This window comes from Xanthomonas arboricola pv. guizotiae, from assembly GCF_002940205.1.
GTDB lineage: Bacteria > Pseudomonadota > Gammaproteobacteria > Xanthomonadales > Xanthomonadaceae > Xanthomonas > Xanthomonas arboricola_C.
Window position 1 is genome coordinate 28,951 of the sequence record NZ_MDSK01000004.1, and the last position, 18,265, is coordinate 47,215.

The following is an 18,265-nucleotide window of genomic DNA, read 5'->3' on the forward strand; positions in this document are numbered from 1 at the left end:
GCTCAGTTCGGCAGGGCGGGGTAGTCGGTGTAGCCCTTGGCACCGCCGCCGTACAGGGTGGCCTGGTCGAGCTCGGCCAACGGGGCGTTCTCGCGCAGGCGACGCACCAGATCCGGGTTGGCGATGAACGGCCGGCCGAAGGCGATCGCATCGGCGTAACCGCTGTGGATGGCGTGGTCGGACAGCGCCTTGTCGTAGCTGTTGTTGGCGATCCAGGCGCCATCGAACTTTGCGCGCAGCGCGGCATAGTCGAAGCCGACGTTGTCGCGCGCACCGCCGGTTGCGCCTTCGATCACGTGCACGAAGGCCAGCCCGCCGATCAGGTTCAGGCGCTCCACCGCGCGTTCGAACAGCGGCTGCGGATCGGAGTCGTGCATGCCGTACACCGGTGTGACCGGCGACAGCCGCACGCCGGTGCGCTCGGCGCCGATCTCGTCGGCGATCGCCTGCACCACCTCGGTCAGCAGGCGGGTGCGGTTTTCGATGTCGCCGCCGTACGCGTCGGTGCGCTGGTTGGAGCCATCCCGCAGGAACTGGTCGAGCAGGTAGCCGTTGGCCGCATGCACTTCCACGCCGTCGAAGCCGGCATCGATGGCGTTGCGCGCGGCGATGCGGTAGTCCTCGATCAGGGCGGGGATTTCGTCCAGCGCCAGCGCACGCGGCTCGGAGACATCCTGGAAGCCGTCCTGGGTGTAGGTCTTGCCTTCGGCGCGGATGGCGCTGGGCGCCACCGGCGATTCGCCCGGCGGCAGCACGCTGGTGTGCGAGACGCGGCCCACATGCCACAGCTGCAGCACGATCTTGCCGCCACGGCGATGCACTTCATCGGTGACCGCACGCCAGCCCTGGACCTGCTCGGCGGTGTGGATGCCGGGCGTATCCAGGTAGCCCTGACCCAGCGGGCTGATCTGCGTGCCTTCGGCCACGATCAGGCCGGCGCTGGCGCGTTGGCCGTAGTATTGGGCGGCGAGCGGCGAGGGCACCTGCCCGGCAGCGGCGCGATTGCGCGTCAGCGGCGCCATGATCACGCGGTTGGCAAGATCCAGTGCGCCCAGGCGCACGGGGGAGAACAACGGGGACTCGGTGGATTTGGGCATCAGCAACCAATTGGGTGTGGATCACGCGCCAGGCGCGACACCGCGCCGATCGCGAGTGCCCCCTAGCGATGGTGGCGGAGCAGCGCCGATTCGAGCGATAGCGATAGGACACAGCGTCTCCTGGCACATCCAAAGCCGCCAGACCGTGATATGCCGGGGCCTGGCGCTGAATCGCGGCAGGCGGCGCGCTTTCGTTGATTGCTGCGTTGCACAATAATAAGCCGCCCCGTCATCCTGGAGTCGGGCATGTCCGATACCGATCTTTCGACGCCGCGCGTATCACGGCGCGACTACGTGCTGATCCTGTTTGCGTTGGCGATGGGCGGCTTTGCGATCGGCATCAGCGAATTCTCCACCATGGGCCTGATGACCCAGATCGCGCAGGGCCTGCAGATCAGCGAGCCGCAGGTCGGCCACGTGATCAGCGCCTATGCGCTGGGTGTGGTGGTCGGTGCGCCGTTGCTGGCGATCATTGGCGCGCGCTGGCCGCGGCGCACCTTGTTGCTGCTGCTGATGGTGTTCTACGCGCTGGGCAATCTGGCCAGTGCACTGGCGCCGGGCTATCACACGATGTTGCTGTGCCGTTTCATTGCCGGCTTGCCGCATGGCGCGTACTTCGGCGTTGCTTCACTGGTGGCCGCGTCGATCAGCCCGCCCAACCAACGCGCCACTGCGGTGGGCCGGGTGTTGCTGGGCCTGAGCATCGCCTTGCTGGTCGGTAATCCGTTGGCGACCTGGCTGGGCCAGATCGTGAGCTGGCGTTGGGCCTACGCGGCGGTGTCGGTGCTTGCGCTGTGCACGGTTGGGGCAGTGGCGGCGCGCCTGCCGCCTGCGCCGGACGAGCCGCGGCAACAGCCGTTGCGTGAGCTGCGCGCGTTCAACCAGCCGCAGGTATGGCTGGCCCTGGCGATCGGCGCGGTGGGTTTTTCCGGCATGTTCTGCGTCTTCAGTTATCTGGCGCCCACCCTGACCGCGGTGACAGGCGTGGCGCCGGCGCAGATCCCGCTGGCGATGGCGGCATTCGGGGGCGGCGGCGTGCTCGGCAGCATCCTGGGCGGCTGGCTGTTCGACCGCATGCAGTTCCGCGCGGTGCCGGTGTTGCTGGTGTGGTCGGTGGCGGTGATGCTGACCTTTCCGTTGGCTGCGCAGTCGGGCCTGTGGGTATTCGTGTCCATCGTGGCGGTCGGCACCATGGGCGCACTGGCGCCCGCACTGCAGACGCGTCTGATGGATGTGGCCGCGGAGGCGCAGACCCTGGCAGCGGCGTCCAACCATGCCGCATTCAATACCGCCAATGCGTTGGGCCCGTGGCTGGGCGGTATGGCGATCACCGCCGGGTGGGGCTGGACCTCGACCGGCTACGTGGGCGCGGCCACTGCGCTGGGCGGCCTGCTGGTGTACGCGCTGGCGGTCTGGCAGGAGCGCCGCCAGCGCGCGTCGCTGGCGAGCTGCTGAGGCGCTGCCGGCCTGCACTGCCTGCTGCAGTTGGAGTGATGAGTGGCAGGGCTGGCAGATGGCGTGCTGGTTGCGACATTGGTCCATGCAGGACGCAAGGCCATATCCACGGCCAACTCACGAGCGCACGTCGAGACTGCATGCTCCACTGCAAGCGGACCTTACAGCGCCATGACCGAACACACGCCACCGCCTTGGAAGCGCGGCAAACCCAAGGGAAAATCCGCCTCCACGCCGCTGACCGCAAGCCAAAAGGCCGCTGCCAGGCAGCGCGCCGAGGAGGCCGGTCGTCCCTATCCCAACCTGGTCGACAATATGTGGGCGAGCCGGCAGCCGAAGCAGGTTTGACCTGCTCTTGGCATCGATGAATCGCCATTCATTGCCTGCATGATCGCGTGAGGACAATCACCCCATCACTCACATGTCGATTATGTGTGTCCCGCCAAGCTAAGGCCGTACACAACGCCAAGGCATGCAATCAGCACATCGATTGCCTCATCCCGAAAGCCAGCGCAAACGCATCCACAACTTGCGCAGCGCTGGCCCATTGCAACCAGGAGCGACACATGAGCATTCAGAGCAAGACCGAGCACAGCCTCAACGACCTCATCGCCATTTCCCGCGACGGCAAGGACTTCTACGAAGAAGCGGCGGCCAAGGTAGGTGATGCCGAACTTGCAACGTTGTTCCGCCGCATCGCCGGCGTGAAGTCCGACATCGTCAGCAATCTGAGCAGTGTGGTCGCGTCGGTCGGTGGCAAGCCTGAAACCAGTGGCACCATGGTCGGCAGCATGCAGCAGTTCTACGGCAAGGTGCGCGCCACGTTGGGCGATACCAAGTACGGCTACGTCGCCGAGCTGGAAGAGTCCGAAGACCGTCTGTTGAAGGCGTTCGACGAAACCATCGCCGACCAGGACATCCCGGCCGCCGCACGCGAGGCCGCACTGCGTCTGCTGCCGGAAGTACGCGCATGTCACGACGTGATGCGTAACCGCAAGCATGCGATGAAGAACGCCGCGTAAGCTGCGCGCGTGACCTGGGCGCATCCAGGTGATGCAGCTTGCGGAGTGAACCGATAAAGGCGGAAACGGGCAGCGCAAGCTGCCCGTTTCTCTTTGTGTCGCGCGTGGTCAGTGCTGCGCGATTGTTGTTCCACTCACTGTGCGCGTTCCACGTTTGCGCATCGATGTCGAATGCGTGTCACGCATGCATTTGGTCTGCTAGTATCCGCCGCCCTTCTTCCGGCAGATCCGCGTACGCGGTCGTGGAATCAGCCCATGCAACAGCAGTTCCTGTACCTGTCTTCGGCCGAGGCGCAGCTGTCGCTCGGCCTAGGTGAGGAAAAGACCACCGAGCGCCTGTTCTTTGCGGTCATGGCCGATGCAAGCACCGCCCAACGCGCTGCGGCGATCGCCGACGGGCTGCTGCACAGTGGTCATGTCGACGGCAAGCCGCTGGCGCGCGAGCGCCTGCATGTGACCCTGCATCATCTGGGCGATTACGCGGGCGGCTTGCCGCCGTCGCTGGTGAGCCGCGCCAGTCAGGCGGCCGAGCGCGTGGTGCTGGATGCGTTCGAGGTGGAGTTCGATCGGGTCGGCACCTTCGGTGGCCGGCGCTCGCAGCTGCCCTGCGTGCTGCGTGGCGAAGACAAGGTGCGCGGGCTGTACGAATTGCAGGGCGCGCTGGGCCGGCAGCTGGCGCATGCGGGCATTGCCGGCGATGCGCAGTACACGCCGCATATGACGCTGCTGTACTGCAACCAGTCGTTGCCGCAACGGCGCTGCGACGCACTGGCGTGGACGGTGCGCGAGTTCGCGCTGGGGCGCAGCTTCCTGGGCCAGTCGCGTTACCAGATCGAAGGGCAGTGGGCGCTGCGCTGATGTGCAGGCAGCTGCGTACGCGGTAGCCTGCGTACATGGACGCCACCGCCACCGCCACACCACTGCCCCTGCAGCCCGAGCACCTGGCCGCGCTCGAACAGGCCTATGCCACGCCGCCGCGCGCCTATCACCACTTCGGCCATGTGTGTGCGCTGCTGCAGCACTACGCCGAGGTCGCCGCCGGGCCGGGTTGGCAGCAGCCGGTCGAGGTCTGGCTGGCGCTGCTGTTTCACGATGCGGTGTATCAACCCGGACGCAGCGACAACGAGGCGGAATCCGCCAGCTGGGCGCTGGACTGCATCCCGCGCTGGTGGCCGCAGGCATCGGTGGATCTGCAGCGCGTGCAGCGCCTGATTCTGCTCACCGCACGCCATGGACAACTGCAGCCAGCGGACGTGGATGCGGAAGCGGCGTTGTTCCTGGATTGCGACATGGCGATCCTGGCCGCACCGGCAGCGGTGTTCGATGCCTATGACGAGGGCATTGCCGCCGAATACCGTGGGCATGTCCCCGGCTTGCTGTTCCGGCTCAACCGCAGGCGCTTTCTGGCCGGCCTGCTCGAGCGTCCGCGCATCTTCCTGAGCGACTACTTCCATGCGCGCTGCGACGCTGCGGCGCGGGCCAATCTGCGCCGGCGACTGGGGCGCTGACCTGGCACGCTGCGCGCCGTGGTTCATCCAGGCGCAGGCATGGCGCACGCTACAATGCGCGCATGCACGACCGCGCAGCTTCCGATCACGATCCACGCCCGCAACCGCCTGAGCCGCCTGCGCCCAACGCGTGCTGCGAAAGCGGGTGCCCGTTGTGCGTGCACGATCTGTACGCGGACGACCTGGCGCGCTACCGGCAGGCCTTGGCCGCCTGGGAAGCGCGTCAGCGAGCACATGCGCGATAAGCGAAGCGTCGCGCTTCGCGTAGCCGCCTGGAACGATTATCTTTGAACCACTTTTCCCGATGGTGCGACATGCGACGACTTGAGATGTGGAGCGCGCTCTGCGGCGCGGCGGTGTTGACGCTATCGGGCATGGCGGCTGCGCAGACCACGCAGCCAGTCAGCCACGGCCGCTTCGAGCAGGTACCGGTGCTGATGCCCAAGGGCGAGCCGCAGCGCGTGGTGATCTGGCTGACCGGCACCGGCAACGACGTCAAGCGCCAGACCCAGGCGGAAAGCCTGCGCGCCGACGGCGCGATGGTGGCGATGGTGGATACCGCGCATCTGTACGCGGTGCTGCGCAAGGCCGGCGGTACCTGTGCGTTCTCGGTCGGCGATGTGGAAAATTTCTCGCGCTACGTGCAGGCCTTCTACCACATCCCCACCTACCGCCTGCCGCTGCTGGTCGGCGACGGCGAGGGGGCTGCGCTGGCCTATGCGATCGCGGCGCAAGCCAAGCCGCACGTGCTGGCCGGCGTGCTGACCGACGGGCTCTGCCCGGCGACGGTGTCCGACCAGGCGATCTGCCAGCCGGGCGTGCGTCCGGGCAGCAACACGCTGCTGCCGGTGCCGCTGCAGATTCCCTGGGTGCTTGCCGGCAGCCAGGACAAGCGTTGCCCGGCCGCGGCCGAAGACGGCTTCCTCAAGCAGGTGCCGCAGGCGCGCACGTTCACGCGTTCGGCGCAGGGCGACATCCTGCCGGGCCTGCGCGCGGCGGCACGCTCGCTGGGCGAGCAGAAGGGCGTGGCCCTGCCGCCGCCACCGGGCGGGCTGGAAGACCTGCCGGTGGTGGAGCTGCCGGCCAAGCCCGATGGCGACAGCGACGACGACACCTTCGTGATCTTCGTCTCCGGCGACGGTGGCTGGGCGGGTCTGGACGAAGAGGTGGCCGATGCGCTGGCCGCGCAAGGCATTCCGGTGGTCGGCCTGGATTCGCTGCGTTACTTCTGGACCGAGCGCACACCGCAGGGCTTTGCCACCGATCTGGATCGCATCGCGCGGTTCTATGCGCAGCGCTGGCAACGCCAGCGGGTGGTGCTGATCGGCTTCTCGCAGGGCGCGGACGTGTTGCCGGCCGCGATCAACAAGCTGCCGGCGCAGACCAAGCAGAACCTGCGCATGACTGCGCTGTTGTCGGTGGGCAAGCTGGCCGATTACGAATTCCACGTCAGCAACTGGCTGGGCTCGGACGACGAAGGCCTGCCGATCGCGCCGGAAGTGCAGCGGCTGCCGGCCGGCACCACCGTGTGCATCTACGGCCAGGACGACCAGGACGCGCTCTGCCCGAGCCTGCCGGCGCAGGCCGCCAAGCGGGTCGCGCTGCCGGGTGACCACCACTTCAAGGGCGATTACGCGACCCTGGCCAAGGTGATCATGGAGCAGCTGCACGCGCTGTCGAAGCCGTAAGCGAGCGGAGCATGTTTGACCTGCGTCGGCCTGACCCAAGGCCGACGCAGGTCAATAACCCGGTTGTCATCGTTCGGTTCGGCCCCTGGAGCCAAGCAGGCCCCGGCATTTCTTTCCGCAACCGACGGCAACCGGTGGTGCTTGCGCGGGTGCCGGTGTGGGACCTTGAGCGGCATGGATGCCGCGCCCGAGCCTACATGGACGTACTTGCGGCGTGTCCCACGCCGGCACACGTGCAAGCGCACGCAGCAGAGCGAGGCATTCGCTTAAAACCGCAGGTATCGAGCGGCCTTACTCCTGCCGGCCCGGATCCACTGAGATCAATCGGGTGACATCCAGCAGCGCCGCCGGCAGATGCATGCCGCCGGGCGCGACCAGATAGCGCGGGCGCCAGGTCGGGGCGAACTTCGACTTGAAGCGACGCAGCCCGCTGAAGCCATAGAAGCGCTCGCCGTGACGTGAGACCAGGCTGGCGAAGCGATTCCAGCGGCCGGCCAGGCGATGCTCGGCCAGGCCCGACAGTGGCGCCATGCCCAGCGAGAAGCGCGTATAGCCGTTGGCTTGCCCCCACAGGAACAGCTCGATGAACAGGAAATCCATCGTGCCCTTGGGTGCCTGCGCGCTGTGCCGCATCAGGTCCACCGACAGCTCGCCGCCGGCCGGTGCCCGCCACACATTGGCGAAGGCCACGATCTGGCCTTCCGCCTCGGCCACCGCCACCGGTAAGCGGCGCAGGTAGTCCGCCTCGAAGCTGCCCAGCGAGAAGCCTTTTTCCTCGCCGGACTTTTCTTCCAGCCATTGCTCGGACACTTCGGACAGCCGCGGCAGTACCGCATCCACCTGTTCGGGCTGCAGCATGCGGAAGCTCAGGCCGCCGCGCTTGCCGCGGTTCCAGGCCTGGCGCAGATCGGCGCGGTCGCGGCCCTCGAGGGTGAAGCCTTCCAGCGGCACGATCGCCTCTTCGCCCAGTTTGACCAGGGTCAGGCCCATGTCGAGATAGGTCTGCCAGTATTTTTCGCCGACCTGGTAGAACACCGGGCGCAGGCCCATATGGTCGGCCTCTTCGCGGAAGCGCCAGATCAGTGCGCGCGCGACTTCCGGCGGGCCGACCGGGTCGCCCATCGAGATCAGCGAGCCGCCGTAACGCTGCAGCATCACGAACCCGCGGCGCTGCTCGTCTAGCAGGAAGGCCTTGTCGCCGGTCAGCGCCAGGCAGGCCTGGGTGTCGGTGCTGATGGCCAGGATCGGCGCCAGCGTCTGCAGGGTCTGCGCATCGGCGGCCGGCATCGGGCGGCGACCGCCACGCAGCAGGCGCGCCATGCCGAACACGATCACGCCCACGCACAGGATCAATGCCGCGCGCAGCGCACGTGGCGCGTTGGCCGAGGTGGCGAATTCCCACCACAGGTCGTTGCTGTATTCGACGTGGCTGTAGACGAAGAACAGCAGCCAGAACGTGGCCACCAGCACCAGGCCGAGATTGCTCAGCCAGCGCCACGACCAGGCTTCGTCCAGCAGCGCGCCCTGGCGGTAGAACTCGCGGCGTGCCGCCCACAGTGCCACTGCGGCCAGTGCCGCCGACAACGACACCGAGATATGGCTGCCGCGCAACAGCGACAGCGGCGGCAGCAGGATGCACACGCCCAGCGCCAGCACCCAGGCCGCATGGCTGCGGCGTTGCAGGCCCTGGCCGATCAGCAGCAGCACCATGCCGCCCAGGCTGACCAGCAGGTGCGAGGTCTCGATCAGCGGCAGCGGCGCCACTTCCTGGCGCGCGCGCGGCGTGGGCAGGGTGCCGTCGATGACCAGCGCCGCACCCACCGCAAACACCGCCAACGCCAGGATCTGCGGCAACCACGGACGCAAGGTCTTCCATACCGTGCGTGCGGTGCTGGCGCTGACGCGCACCGGTGCACCCAGGCCGGAGGCTGCCGCCATCGCCACCGAGATCAGCAGCGGCACGATGTAGTAGGTGACCCGGTAGGCCAGCGCGGCGGCCAGCACCGCGGCGGGGGTGACATGCGGCAGCAGCTTGAGCAGGCTCCACTCGAACACGCCCAGGCCGGCCGGCACGGTAGAGATCAGCCCGGCGACCACCGCCACCAGCCAGATGCCGATGAAGCCGAAGTAGCCGGTGCCCGGGTCCGGCGGCAGCAGCACGTAGAACGCGGCGGCCGCCAGGCCCAGCTCGACCACGCTCAGCGCGGTCACGCCCAGTACCGTGGTGCGGTCGGGCAGCCAGAAGCGATGACTGCGGATCCCGAATTCGCGGCCCTGTCTGCCGACCAGCCCCAGCATCGCGACGTAGCCGACCAGCAAGCCGATGCCGGCGATGCGGATGCCCTCGGCGGTGATCGGCAATGCGCGCGCCGCCGCCTCCGGTTCCAGCAGCAGTGCCAGGCCAAGCAGCACCCAGGCGCCGAAGACGAAGCCCAGCGTGCTCATCAGCACCACCTGGCCGATCTCGACCAGGGTCAGCCCGACGCTGCCATAGCCGCGCAGGCGGACCGCGCCGCCGGTGAGTGCGGCAAAGCCCAGCGTCTGCCCCACCGCATGCGCCATGAAGGCGGTGATGCCCACGCGCGCCGGATGCAGGCGCTTGCCGGTGCGCTTGAGCCCGACCCAGTCAAAGCCCACCAGGCAGGCGTAGCTGCTCAAGCCCAGCACCAGGGTAAGCGCGATCTGGCCGGCGTGCAGCGCACGGAAGGCCTGGCGAATCTGCCGGTAGCCGTGGTCGGTGAATTGCCCCGACAGCGCGTGCAGCGCCATTGCCAGGATTGCCAGGCTGATGATCACCGGCAAGGCGCGGCGCCACCCGCTGGCCGGCGCCTGGGAAGACACGGAGGTATCCGTCATGAGGGAAACGGGATCTGCTGGAGGAGGAGAAGGGCGCATGCACGGTGCGTGCCGCGCGGGCGGTTGCTCTGCATGGGCCGGTCGATGTCAAGGTACATGCAGGGTGATCGCGTGGATGCCGAATGAGGTGAACGCAGGGTTCGGTCGCGCCGACAGGTGTCGGCTCAGGACGGCTGCGCGCATCATAGGGCATCGCCGCGCCCAGGTGCCGCAGGAGACCGACATGGACACGATAACCGTTGCAACACAGACAGGCTGTTGATGGACGAGCGACATCACCGTGGCACTGCGGTGCCAGCTGGGTCGGCCTGCCCGCCACGCTGGGCCGGGCAGGCCGGCGCCGTCGCCGCCTGCATCGGCCTGGCCTTCATCGTGTTGATCCTGCTGCTGCAATGGCTGCGCGGCGATCTGGACTGGATCGATGCACAGCTGAGCGCGTATCTGCACGGTGCCTACGGCCTGCTGCTGCGCACGGCCTATTGCGTGCTGGCTGCCGCGATGGCGTGGATGGCGCTGGGTCTGCATGCGGCACTTGCACCGCCCGCGCGCAGCCGCACCGTGGTGGGGTTGTTCTGGGCGGCGGCGGTGGGCCTGTGCATGGTGTCGATCGGCGATAGCTGGATGCCGGAGCTGGCGCCCGACGCGGCCATGCCGGTGCACCTGCTCTCGGCCGACATGACCTTTCTGTGCGTGATCGCGGCGGTGTTGCTGCAGTCCTGGTACTTCCGCCGCGACCGCATGTGGCAAGGCCGCTTCGCCACCGCGTTCGGCCTGGGGCTGGGCGCATTTGCGGTGTTGCTGTTTCACGTCACGGTCACCGGCGCGCCGCTGGGCATCAGCCAGAAGAGCGCCATCGTGTTGATCGTGGCCTGGATGGTGCGGGTGGGGGCGTGGTTGGCGCAGCACGCGCGCGCCGGGGCTGCACGTTTGCCGCATTCGCGGGACAATGGCCGGGTCAATCAACCGTAGGAAGTCTGAAATGCTGCAGCGATTCGATGCGGGTCCGCGGATGTCGGAAATGACCGTCCATGGCGGCGTGTGCTACCTGGCCGGCCAGGTTGCCGACGACACCAGCGAAGACATCACCGGGCAGACCCGCCAGGTGCTGGGTGAAATCGACAAGCTGCTCGCGCAGGCGGCCAGCGACAAGACCAAGATCCTGCGTGCAGAAATCTTCCTGGCCGACATCGCCGATTTCGACGGGATGAACAAGGCCTGGGACGAATGGGTGCCGCACGGTTTCACCCCCGCGCGCGCCACGGTCGAAGCCAGACTGGCGCGGCCGGAATGGAAGGTGGAAATCGTGATCACCGCTGCGGCGAGCTGATCGCAGCGCGGCGCGCGGATCGCGGCTCGATCGCGCGCGCCGACGCCGTGTCATCTGCGCGCGAGCGCCTGGACGCGCATCGCGGCGTTGTCTGAAAGACGGTGGCAAAAGCTGATCGCAGGCCGGCTTGGCAGGGTCGCCAGCGCGCTTGTCGGCGCACCCCATGAGTGGAACGCCGACATGTCGCACTCCACTCGTGCGGGCCGCGGCGTCGTTTCGATGCGCGCACGTGCGCGATCAGCGTTTGACGAAGCGGTAATGCGCCACGCCCCATTCGCGGCCCTGGTCGTAACCGAACAGCTCGGCGCAGGCCAGCCAGAACATCCGCCAGCGCTGCCACCAGCGCTGCGCATCGTCGCCATAGGTCTGCCGCAGTAGCGGCATGATCTGCTCGCGGTGGCGGTCCTGGTTTTCCAGCCAGGCGTTGGCGGTTTTTTCGTAATGCTCGCCCGACAGCACCCAGCGCTGTTCGATGACCACGTCCTGCTGGAAATGCAGCAGGGTGTCGGCCGCCGGCATCAGCCCGCCGGTGAAGAAATGCCGTCCCATCCAGTTGTCTTCGCCGGCCACCTCGAACGGGTAGGCCAGGTCGCGGTGACAGAAGATATGCACAAACAGCTTGCCGCCCGGCGCCAGCCAGCTGCCGACGCGGGCCAGCAGCTCGCGGTAGTTGCGCATGTGCTCGAACATCTCCACCGACACCACGCGGTCGAAGTTGCCCGGCGGCAGCGCCAGCGCGTTGACGTCGGCGGTGATGACCTGCACGTTGCTCAATCCGCGCACCCGGCACTGCTCCAGGATGTGCGCGCGCTGCGGACGCGAGTTGGACACCGCGGTGATGGTGGCGCCGGGATAACGCTCGGCCATCCACAAGGTCAGCGAGCCCCAACCGCAGCCCAGCTCCAGAATGCGTTGGCCGTCGGCCAGTTCGGCGCGCTCACCGTACAGCGCCAGCATGCGTTCTTCGGCCGCATCCAGATCCGGCGTGGTGGCGTCCCAGTAGCAGCTGCTGTACTTGAGCCGGCGGCCCAGGCACAGGGTGAAGAACTGCGGCGGCAATTCGTAGTGCTGGCGATTGGCGGCATCGGTTTCGATCGCGATGGCGCTGGCACGCAGACTGTCGATGAAGGCGCGTTGGCGTTCGTCGCTGGCGTCGGCACCGCCGGTGCGCTCATCGCGCAGGCGCTGTGCGCACAGCCGGCGGATGCCGTAACGCAGTGCGGCGTCGGGGAGCACGCCGGATTCGGCCAGCCGGGTGGCAAAGGATTCTTCGGGCAGCGAGGAGGGCGGGACGGTGATGGTGGACATACGACTCTCCAGGCGACTCAGGACGAAGGGGGAAGTGGAAAAAACGCGCTGGTGCTGCGCTGGTATTGCGCGTAGTCCTCACCACGCGAGCGCAGCGCCTGCTGCTCGGTGTAGGGAATGCCGGTAAAGCGATACAGGAACACGAACATCACCACCGGCCCCAGCGCCGCCAGGGCAAGCGGCCACGGCCCGGCACCGACGGCCAGCGCCAGATAGGCGAACCAGTGCACGAACTCGAAGAAGTAGTTGGGATGGCGCGAATACCGCCACAATCCGCTGCGGCAGGTGACGCCGCGATTGGCCGGGTTGGCCTTGTGCGCAGACAGTTGCCGGTCGGCCAGGGCTTCGCCACCGACCGCGATCAACCACACCGCAATCGCCAGCGTGCTCCACACGCTCCAGGCCGGAGTCGGGTTGCTGGCAGCGGCCAGAAACGGCACACAAAACAGCACCACGACCACCGCCTGCGCCAGGAAGAAGCCCAGGAATTTGCGTTGGTCGCCGTTCCAGTGCTCGCGCAGGGCGCGATAACGGCCATCTTCGTGCGGGTCGCCGAACACGCGCACGCCCAGATGCAACGCCAGGCGCGCGCCCCAGACACCGCCGAGCACGCCGACCAGCACGCGCGGCAGCAGCGCGCCATCGGACATCCACGCGCAATACGGCGCCGCCACCGCCAGGCACGCGGCCCACAGCACGTCGACCGGGCCGGCATTGCCGCTGCGGCGTTGCCACAGCCAGCCGATCACCATCACCACGCTCGCAAACACGCCCACATGCAGCAGCGGCCAGGCATTCATTGCAGGTCTCCCCTCAGGTGTTCAGGCGATGGTCGCGCCAGGCGGCGTGCATACAGCGACAACACGCCGCAGGCCACGCCCCAACCGATGCCGACCGCGACCGCCGCATGCAGCTGCGGCGGCTGGAAGTGCACCGCCTGCCAGCTGCGTTGCGCCAACCAGTACGAAAACGGCCCGAAGATCGCGCCCAGCAGCACCGCCAGCCACGGCCGCTGCATCACCGACGCCAGCGAATGATTGAGCGTGAGCGCAAAGCCCAGCCACAACGCCAGGATCCAGGCCGGCGCCAGCAGGGTGCCCGGCCACGGTGCGGCATAACGCACCCAGCCTGCGGCGGCCAGCGTGGTGTCCAGCAGCAAGCCCAGCGACAGCGCGGCGACCAGCAATTGCAGATCGCCCGGCGCACGCCGCGACGGCCACAGCTGATACAGCGCGAACAGCGCCAGCACCAGCAAGGTGGGCCAGATACGCGCCTGCGCGGCCGCGCTGACGGCCACCAGCCACAGCACCTGCAGGCCCAGATAGTTGCCGAGCTGCTTCATGCGTCAACGGCAAGGCCGGGCACGAACTGCGGCGGGCGTGCGCCCGGCTTGCTCAGCCATAGATGCACATCGCCGATCGAGCGTTCCAGGAAACCGGCTTCGCAATAGGCCAGATAGAACTCCCACATGCGGATGAAGCGCTCGTCGTAGCCGAGCGCGCGCACCTGCGGCAGCTGCGCCATGAAGCGCTGCCGCCAGGCGCGCAGCGTCAACGCATAGCTCGGCCCGATGTCTTCCAGGTTGAACAGGCGCAGGTCGCTGGCGCGTGCGATCGCGCCGGTCATCGCCGCCACCGACGGAATGAAGCTGCCGGGGAAGATGTGCCGCTTGATGAAGTCCACCGAGCGCAGGGCCTGCGCGTAGCGATGGTCCTCGATGGTGATGGCCTGGATCAGCGCCTCGCCATCGTCGGCCAGCAGGCTGCCGACCTTGGCGAAATAGGTGTCCAGATACTGATGGCCGATCGCCTCGATCATCTCGATCGACACCACCCGGTCGTAGCGCCCGTCCAGATCGCGATAGTCGCGCAGCAACACGCTGACCCGGTCGCTCAGGCCGGCCGCGGCGATGCGCTGGGTGGCCAGTTCGAACTGCTCGCGCGAGATGGTGGTGGTGGTGACGCGGCAGCCATGTTCGCGTGCGGCGTGCAGCGCAAAGCCGCCCCAGCCGGTGCCGATTTCCACCACGTGGTGTCGCGGGCCGAGCCGCAGCTTCTGGCAGATGCGTTCGAGCTTGCGCGTGGCTGCGCGCTCCAGTGCGGCCTCGCCTTGGGCTTCTTCGCCCTCGACGAAGATCGCCGAGGAATACATCAGGTTCTCGTCGAGGAACAGGCGGAACAACGGGTTGCCCAGATCGTAGTGCGCGGCGATGTTGCGCCGGCTGCCGCTGCGGGTATTGCGCGCGAACGCATGCAGGCTGCGCATTGCCCAGCCGCCCAGCCGCGCGGTGCCGGTCTCCATCGCATCCAGGCGCTCGCGATTGCGCAGCAGCAGGCGCATCAATGCGACCAGATCGTCGCATTGCCATTGCCCGTCCATGTACGACTCGCCGGCACCGACGCTGCCATTGAGCGCGGCCTGGCGATAGAAGCCGGGGTCGATGACGCGCAACTGCATCTGCAGCGCATCCGCACCACTGGCGTTGCCGAGGGTGGTGACGCCATCGGCTTCGTGCAGCTGCAACTGTCCATCGCGCAGCTCGCCGAGCGTGGCCAGCAGGCGCTTGCGCAACAGGCGGTCCGTCCAGGAGGCCGCGCGCGGCGCAGCGGTGTCGGGCAGGGACGTTGCGTTCATCGGGGTTCTCGCACAGGCGGATGAGGGTGATCGTGGACCGGGTTGCCGCGCAGCCACAGGCGCAGGGCCTGCCAGTGGATGGCCAGCACCACCTGCACGGTCATCAGGGGGTAGGCCAGCAGCGTGCGTGCCAGGGTGCATGCGTTGAGCGGATGGCGTTGCAGGACCAGGGTGGCATCGAAGCGGCGCGTGCCGCGCGCGCTGCCTGCGCCATCGGCGTCAGGATGGGCGGCCGGCGTGTCGCCGCCGGGTGCATCCAGCACCTGCATGTGCACGCGCAATTGCGCATCCGGCACACTGAAACGCCAGTCGTACTGATGCTGCATGCCCATGAAGGGCGAGACATGGAAGCGCTTGTCGAAGCGCCAGGCATGCACGTCGCGATGCGTGCGCGCCTGTGCGACCGGCAGCACGTAGGTGTGACGCTGCTGCCAGGGCGTATTGGTGATTTCCGCAACGATCCAGCGCAGGCCACCGTGGCGATCGAAGCAGTAGTAGAAGCTGACCGGATTGAACACATGGCCGAAGTAGCGCAGATGCGTGAGCAGGCGGATCGCGCCATCGGGGCGCTCGCCGGTCTGGGTCTGCACGCAATCGCGCACGGCCTGGTCCAGCGGAAGCTGCGGGTCGCCGAGATAATCGCGGCGCCGGAACTGCGCCAGGTTGGCGCGCCCCACCGACCACAGCCAACGCCGCGCAAACACCGTATCGAGTTCGGACAGATCCAGGTACATCAGGAACAGCCGGTAGCGGAACGCCAGCGCCCTGGGCGCGAACCGACGGTGCCGCACCCAGCCGGTGTAGATCGCGCTGCGCAGTGTGCCGGCCACGCTGCCGGTACCGCTGTCCTCGCCCGGAGGCAGCGGTACCGCATCGGGGCTGGCTTCGCGCAGCAGCTGCATCACCACTCCACTCCCAGGCCACGGGCCACGTCCACGCCGCTGCGCAGGCCGTCCTCATGGAAGCCGAAGCCCCATGCCGCGCCGGCAAACCAGGTGTGCTGCAGGCCCTGGATTTCGGCCTTGCGCGTCTGCGCGGCGAGCGCGGCGGCGTTCTGCACCGGGTGGCGGTAGCGCATGCGCCGCAGCACCTTGTCCGGGGCGATGTCGTGGTCGCGGTTGAGGCTGACGATGAACGGCTGCGGCGCATCGATCGACTGCAGGGCATTCATCCAGTAACTCACCGTGCACGGCGCCTGCGGGTCGGCCGGCACATGCGCATTCCACGCCGCCCAGGCGCGGCGGTCGCGCGGCAGCACGCTGGCGTCGGTGTGCAGGACGGTGTCGTTGTCCTGGTAGGTGATGCCGCCCAGGACCTGCTGCTCGGCCGCTGTGGCGTCGCTGAGCAAGGCCAGCGCATCGTCGGCATGGCAGGCCAGCACCACGTTGTCGAAGTGCTCCTCGCCACGCAGGGAACTGAGCACCACACCGTTGGGCGCGCGCCGGATCGCATGCACCGGCGTGGACAGACGCTCGAGCACCTGCCAGCGCCGACGCAGCGCGCGCACGTAGTTGCTGGACCCGCCGCGCACCACCTGCCATTGCGGACGCCCGCTGAGCTGCAGCATGTGGTGATTGGCCATGAAGCCGATCAGCTGGCCCATCGGGAATTGGAGGATGCGTTGCGAGGGCGATGACCACAACGCCGAGGCCATCGGCACCAGATGCTGGTCGCGAAACGCGGCCGAATAGCCATGCCGCTGCAGATACGCGCCCAGCGTGCTGAAGCGCTCCTCGCTGTGCAGCACCGCCGGTGCCTGCCGGTAGAAACGGCGCAGGTCGGCCAGCATGCCCCAGAAGCGCGGGCTGAGCAGGTTGCTGCGCTGGCAGAACAGCCCACCCAGGCTGCCGGCGTTGTATTCCAGCCCGCTGCGCGCGTCGTGCACCGAGAAGCTCATCGTGGTCGGCTGCGCGGCCACGTCCAGCTCGGCGAACATGCGCGTGAGCAGCGGATAGTGCTGCGGGTTGAACACGATGAAGCCGCTGTCCACCGCATAGCGCTGGCCGTCCAGCTGGATGTCGTGCGTATGCGTATGCCCGCCCAGATAATCGGCGGCCTCGAACAAGGTGACCTCGTAGCGGCGCGACAACAGCCACGCTGCGCCCAGGCCGGCGATTCCACTGCCGACCACGGCAATCCTGCCCCCGCTCATCGGCTCACCCGCTCGGCACGTTGGGTGAGCGATTTCGGCATCGGCTTGAGGTCCCACACCAGGCCCACCCACGACATCGCGGTGAGCCCGTACCAGGTGACGTCGTACTCCCACCAGCGCAGGCCCTGGCGCGCGGAGCCGGGAAAGAAGTGGTGGTTGTTGTGCCAGCCTTCGCCGAAGGTGAGCAGTGCCAGCAGCCAGTTGTTGCGGCTGTCGTCGCGGGTGTCGAAGCGCCGGCTGCCGAAGCGGTGCGCCAGCGAATTGATGGTGAAGGTGGCATGGAACAAGGCCACGGTGGAGATCACAAAGCCCCACACCAGCAGCTGCGCACCGTTGGTCTTCAACGCGGGCGCGGCAACCGCCAGCCAGTCGCCGAGCAGGTACAGCCCGATCGCCAGCAGCACCGGCATCACGATGTCGAAGCGGTCCAGGAAGCGCAGCTCGGCAAAGCGACGCAGGTCGGGGATGACCTCCCAATCGGTACGGAAGTTGCGCGGGGTCAGGAACCAGCCGGTGTGGCTCCACCAGAAGCCGTGCTGCGCCGGCGAATGCGGATCGCGGCCGGTGTCGGTATGGCGGTGATGGTTGCGATGATGCGCGGCCCACCACAGCGGCCCGCGCTGCACGCAGGTGGCGCCGATGGCCGCGAACAGGAACTGCAGCACGCGCGAGGTCTTGAACGCGCGGTGCGAGAAGTAGCGGTGATAGAACCCGGTCAGCGCGAACATGCGTAGCGCGTACAAGGCCACCGCCATGCCGACCGCAAACCAGGATGCCCCGACCCAGAACACCGCCAGGCAGGCCAGGTGCAGCGCGATGAAGGGCAGCGCACGCAGCCAGTCGATGCGGTCTGCGCGTGCGTCGTCCAGCGGCTCGTCGGTTTGCGAATCCACCCAGCGACGCAGGCTGCCGGTGCGTGCCGCGAGCCAGCCGCGACGGCGGGTGTCGGCAGGCGGCGGCGCGGCATGTGGGTCAAAGCCAGTACTCGGCACGCGTGGTTCTCCGTGTGTAGTCGTGACACTTTACGGACGCAGCCGGCAAACAGATGCACCAGCGCGTTCGATCGTCGCATGCGTGCCTGCGCCTGGCGTGCCGGTGCGAACGAATCGCGCAATTGCGCACACATTCAGCGGCGCACGCCAGGGTCGAGGCGGATGAGGCTGTTGCCTGGAAGCCGCCGCCTGCGACGTGGTCGCAGGCGGCGTCAGGCGCGCCGGA

18 protein-coding genes are annotated in these 18,265 nt (G+C 67.7%); 9 read left to right on the forward strand and 9 right to left on the reverse strand.

Annotated features, from left to right (window positions below; all coding sequences use genetic code 11):
- Positions 1-2: 2 nt before the first annotated feature.
- Positions 3-1,097: an alkene reductase gene (locus tag XarbCFBP7408_RS03530; RefSeq protein WP_104561654.1), complete on the reverse strand. Its 1,095-nt coding sequence runs from the start codon at positions 1,095-1,097 to the stop codon at positions 3-5.
- A gap of 246 nt (positions 1,098-1,343) precedes the next feature.
- Here XarbCFBP7408_RS03530 and XarbCFBP7408_RS03535 point away from each other — a divergent pair, with 246 nt between their 5' ends.
- The 7 genes from XarbCFBP7408_RS03535 (at position 1,344) to XarbCFBP7408_RS03565 (ending at position 6,770) form a co-directional block, all read left to right on the forward strand.
- Entirely contained in the window at positions 1,344-2,552 is a 1,209-nt protein-coding gene (locus XarbCFBP7408_RS03535; protein ID WP_104561434.1) for an MFS transporter, read from the forward strand.
- A gap of 171 nt (positions 2,553-2,723) precedes the next feature.
- Positions 2,724-2,900: a hypothetical protein gene (locus XarbCFBP7408_RS03540; RefSeq protein WP_104561436.1), complete on the forward strand. Its 177-nt coding sequence runs from the start codon at positions 2,724-2,726 to the stop codon at positions 2,898-2,900.
- A gap of 218 nt (positions 2,901-3,118) precedes the next feature.
- Positions 3,119-3,574: a PA2169 family four-helix-bundle protein gene (locus XarbCFBP7408_RS03545; protein ID WP_104561438.1), complete on the forward strand. Its 456-nt coding sequence runs from the start codon at positions 3,119-3,121 to the stop codon at positions 3,572-3,574.
- Between the two features lie 255 nt (positions 3,575-3,829).
- Positions 3,830-4,432: a 2'-5' RNA ligase family protein gene (locus XarbCFBP7408_RS03550; protein WP_104561440.1), complete on the forward strand. Its 603-nt coding sequence runs from the start codon at positions 3,830-3,832 to the stop codon at positions 4,430-4,432.
- A gap of 35 nt (positions 4,433-4,467) precedes the next feature.
- Positions 4,468-5,082, forward strand: coding sequence for an HD domain-containing protein (locus XarbCFBP7408_RS03555; RefSeq protein WP_104561442.1), 615 nt, complete (start codon positions 4,468-4,470; stop codon positions 5,080-5,082).
- Positions 5,083-5,144: 62 nt separating this feature from the next.
- Entirely contained in the window at positions 5,145-5,327 is a 183-nt protein-coding gene (locus XarbCFBP7408_RS03560; protein ID WP_104561444.1) for an oxidoreductase-like domain-containing protein, read from the forward strand.
- 69 nt (positions 5,328-5,396) lie between these two features.
- A complete protein-coding gene (locus XarbCFBP7408_RS03565; RefSeq protein WP_104561446.1) occupies positions 5,397-6,770 on the forward strand; it encodes a virulence factor in 1,374 nt (457 codons plus the stop codon).
- A 291-nt stretch (positions 6,771-7,061) separates the two neighbouring features.
- On the opposite strand, the gene mprF is transcribed toward XarbCFBP7408_RS03565, so the two are convergent.
- Positions 7,062-9,626, reverse strand: coding sequence for a bifunctional lysylphosphatidylglycerol flippase/synthetase MprF (gene mprF, locus XarbCFBP7408_RS03570; protein WP_104561448.1), 2,565 nt, complete (start codon positions 9,624-9,626; stop codon positions 7,062-7,064).
- A gap of 261 nt (positions 9,627-9,887) precedes the next feature.
- Here mprF and XarbCFBP7408_RS03575 point away from each other — a divergent pair, with 261 nt between their 5' ends.
- Positions 9,888-10,595, forward strand: coding sequence for a DUF998 domain-containing protein (locus tag XarbCFBP7408_RS03575; protein ID WP_104561450.1), 708 nt, complete (start codon positions 9,888-9,890; stop codon positions 10,593-10,595).
- Between the two features lie 10 nt (positions 10,596-10,605).
- Positions 10,606-10,953 carry a RidA family protein gene (locus tag XarbCFBP7408_RS03580; protein ID WP_104561452.1) on the forward strand — a complete coding sequence of 116 codons (348 nt, stop codon included), beginning with the start codon at positions 10,606-10,608 and terminating at the stop codon, positions 10,951-10,953.
- Between the two features lie 237 nt (positions 10,954-11,190).
- Here XarbCFBP7408_RS03580 and XarbCFBP7408_RS03585 read toward each other — a convergent pair whose 3' ends face one another.
- From XarbCFBP7408_RS03585 to XarbCFBP7408_RS03615, 7 genes are read right to left on the reverse strand one after another with little or no spacing between them, the layout of a single operon-like run.
- On the reverse strand, positions 11,191-12,261 hold the full coding sequence (locus tag XarbCFBP7408_RS03585) for an SAM-dependent methyltransferase (RefSeq protein ID WP_104561454.1): 1,071 nt from the start codon (positions 12,259-12,261) through the stop codon (positions 11,191-11,193).
- Positions 12,262-12,278: 17 nt separating this feature from the next.
- Positions 12,279-13,061, reverse strand: coding sequence for a DUF1295 domain-containing protein (locus tag XarbCFBP7408_RS03590; protein WP_024940522.1), 783 nt, complete (start codon positions 13,059-13,061; stop codon positions 12,279-12,281).
- Complete coding sequence (locus XarbCFBP7408_RS03595) at positions 13,058-13,603, reverse strand: DUF2878 domain-containing protein (protein WP_104561456.1); 546 nt, start codon at positions 13,601-13,603, stop codon at positions 13,058-13,060. Before XarbCFBP7408_RS03595 ends, XarbCFBP7408_RS03590 begins: the two co-directional genes overlap by 4 nt.
- Positions 13,600-14,895 carry an SAM-dependent methyltransferase gene (locus XarbCFBP7408_RS03600; protein ID WP_104561458.1) on the reverse strand — a complete coding sequence of 432 codons (1,296 nt, stop codon included), beginning with the start codon at positions 14,893-14,895 and terminating at the stop codon, positions 13,600-13,602. The genes XarbCFBP7408_RS03595 and XarbCFBP7408_RS03600 overlap by 4 nt, the downstream gene beginning before the upstream one ends.
- On the reverse strand, positions 14,892-15,797 hold the full coding sequence (locus XarbCFBP7408_RS03605; protein WP_104561656.1) for a DUF1365 domain-containing protein: 906 nt from the start codon (positions 15,795-15,797) through the stop codon (positions 14,892-14,894). Before XarbCFBP7408_RS03605 ends, XarbCFBP7408_RS03600 begins: the two co-directional genes overlap by 4 nt.
- A complete protein-coding gene (locus tag XarbCFBP7408_RS03610; protein ID WP_104561460.1) occupies positions 15,797-17,047 on the reverse strand; it encodes an NAD(P)/FAD-dependent oxidoreductase in 1,251 nt (416 codons plus the stop codon). Before XarbCFBP7408_RS03610 ends, XarbCFBP7408_RS03605 begins: the two co-directional genes overlap by 1 nt.
- Entirely contained in the window at positions 17,044-18,039 is a 996-nt protein-coding gene (locus XarbCFBP7408_RS03615; protein WP_104561462.1) for an acyl-CoA desaturase, read from the reverse strand. The genes XarbCFBP7408_RS03610 and XarbCFBP7408_RS03615 overlap by 4 nt, the downstream gene beginning before the upstream one ends.
- Positions 18,040-18,265 lie beyond the last annotated feature (226 nt).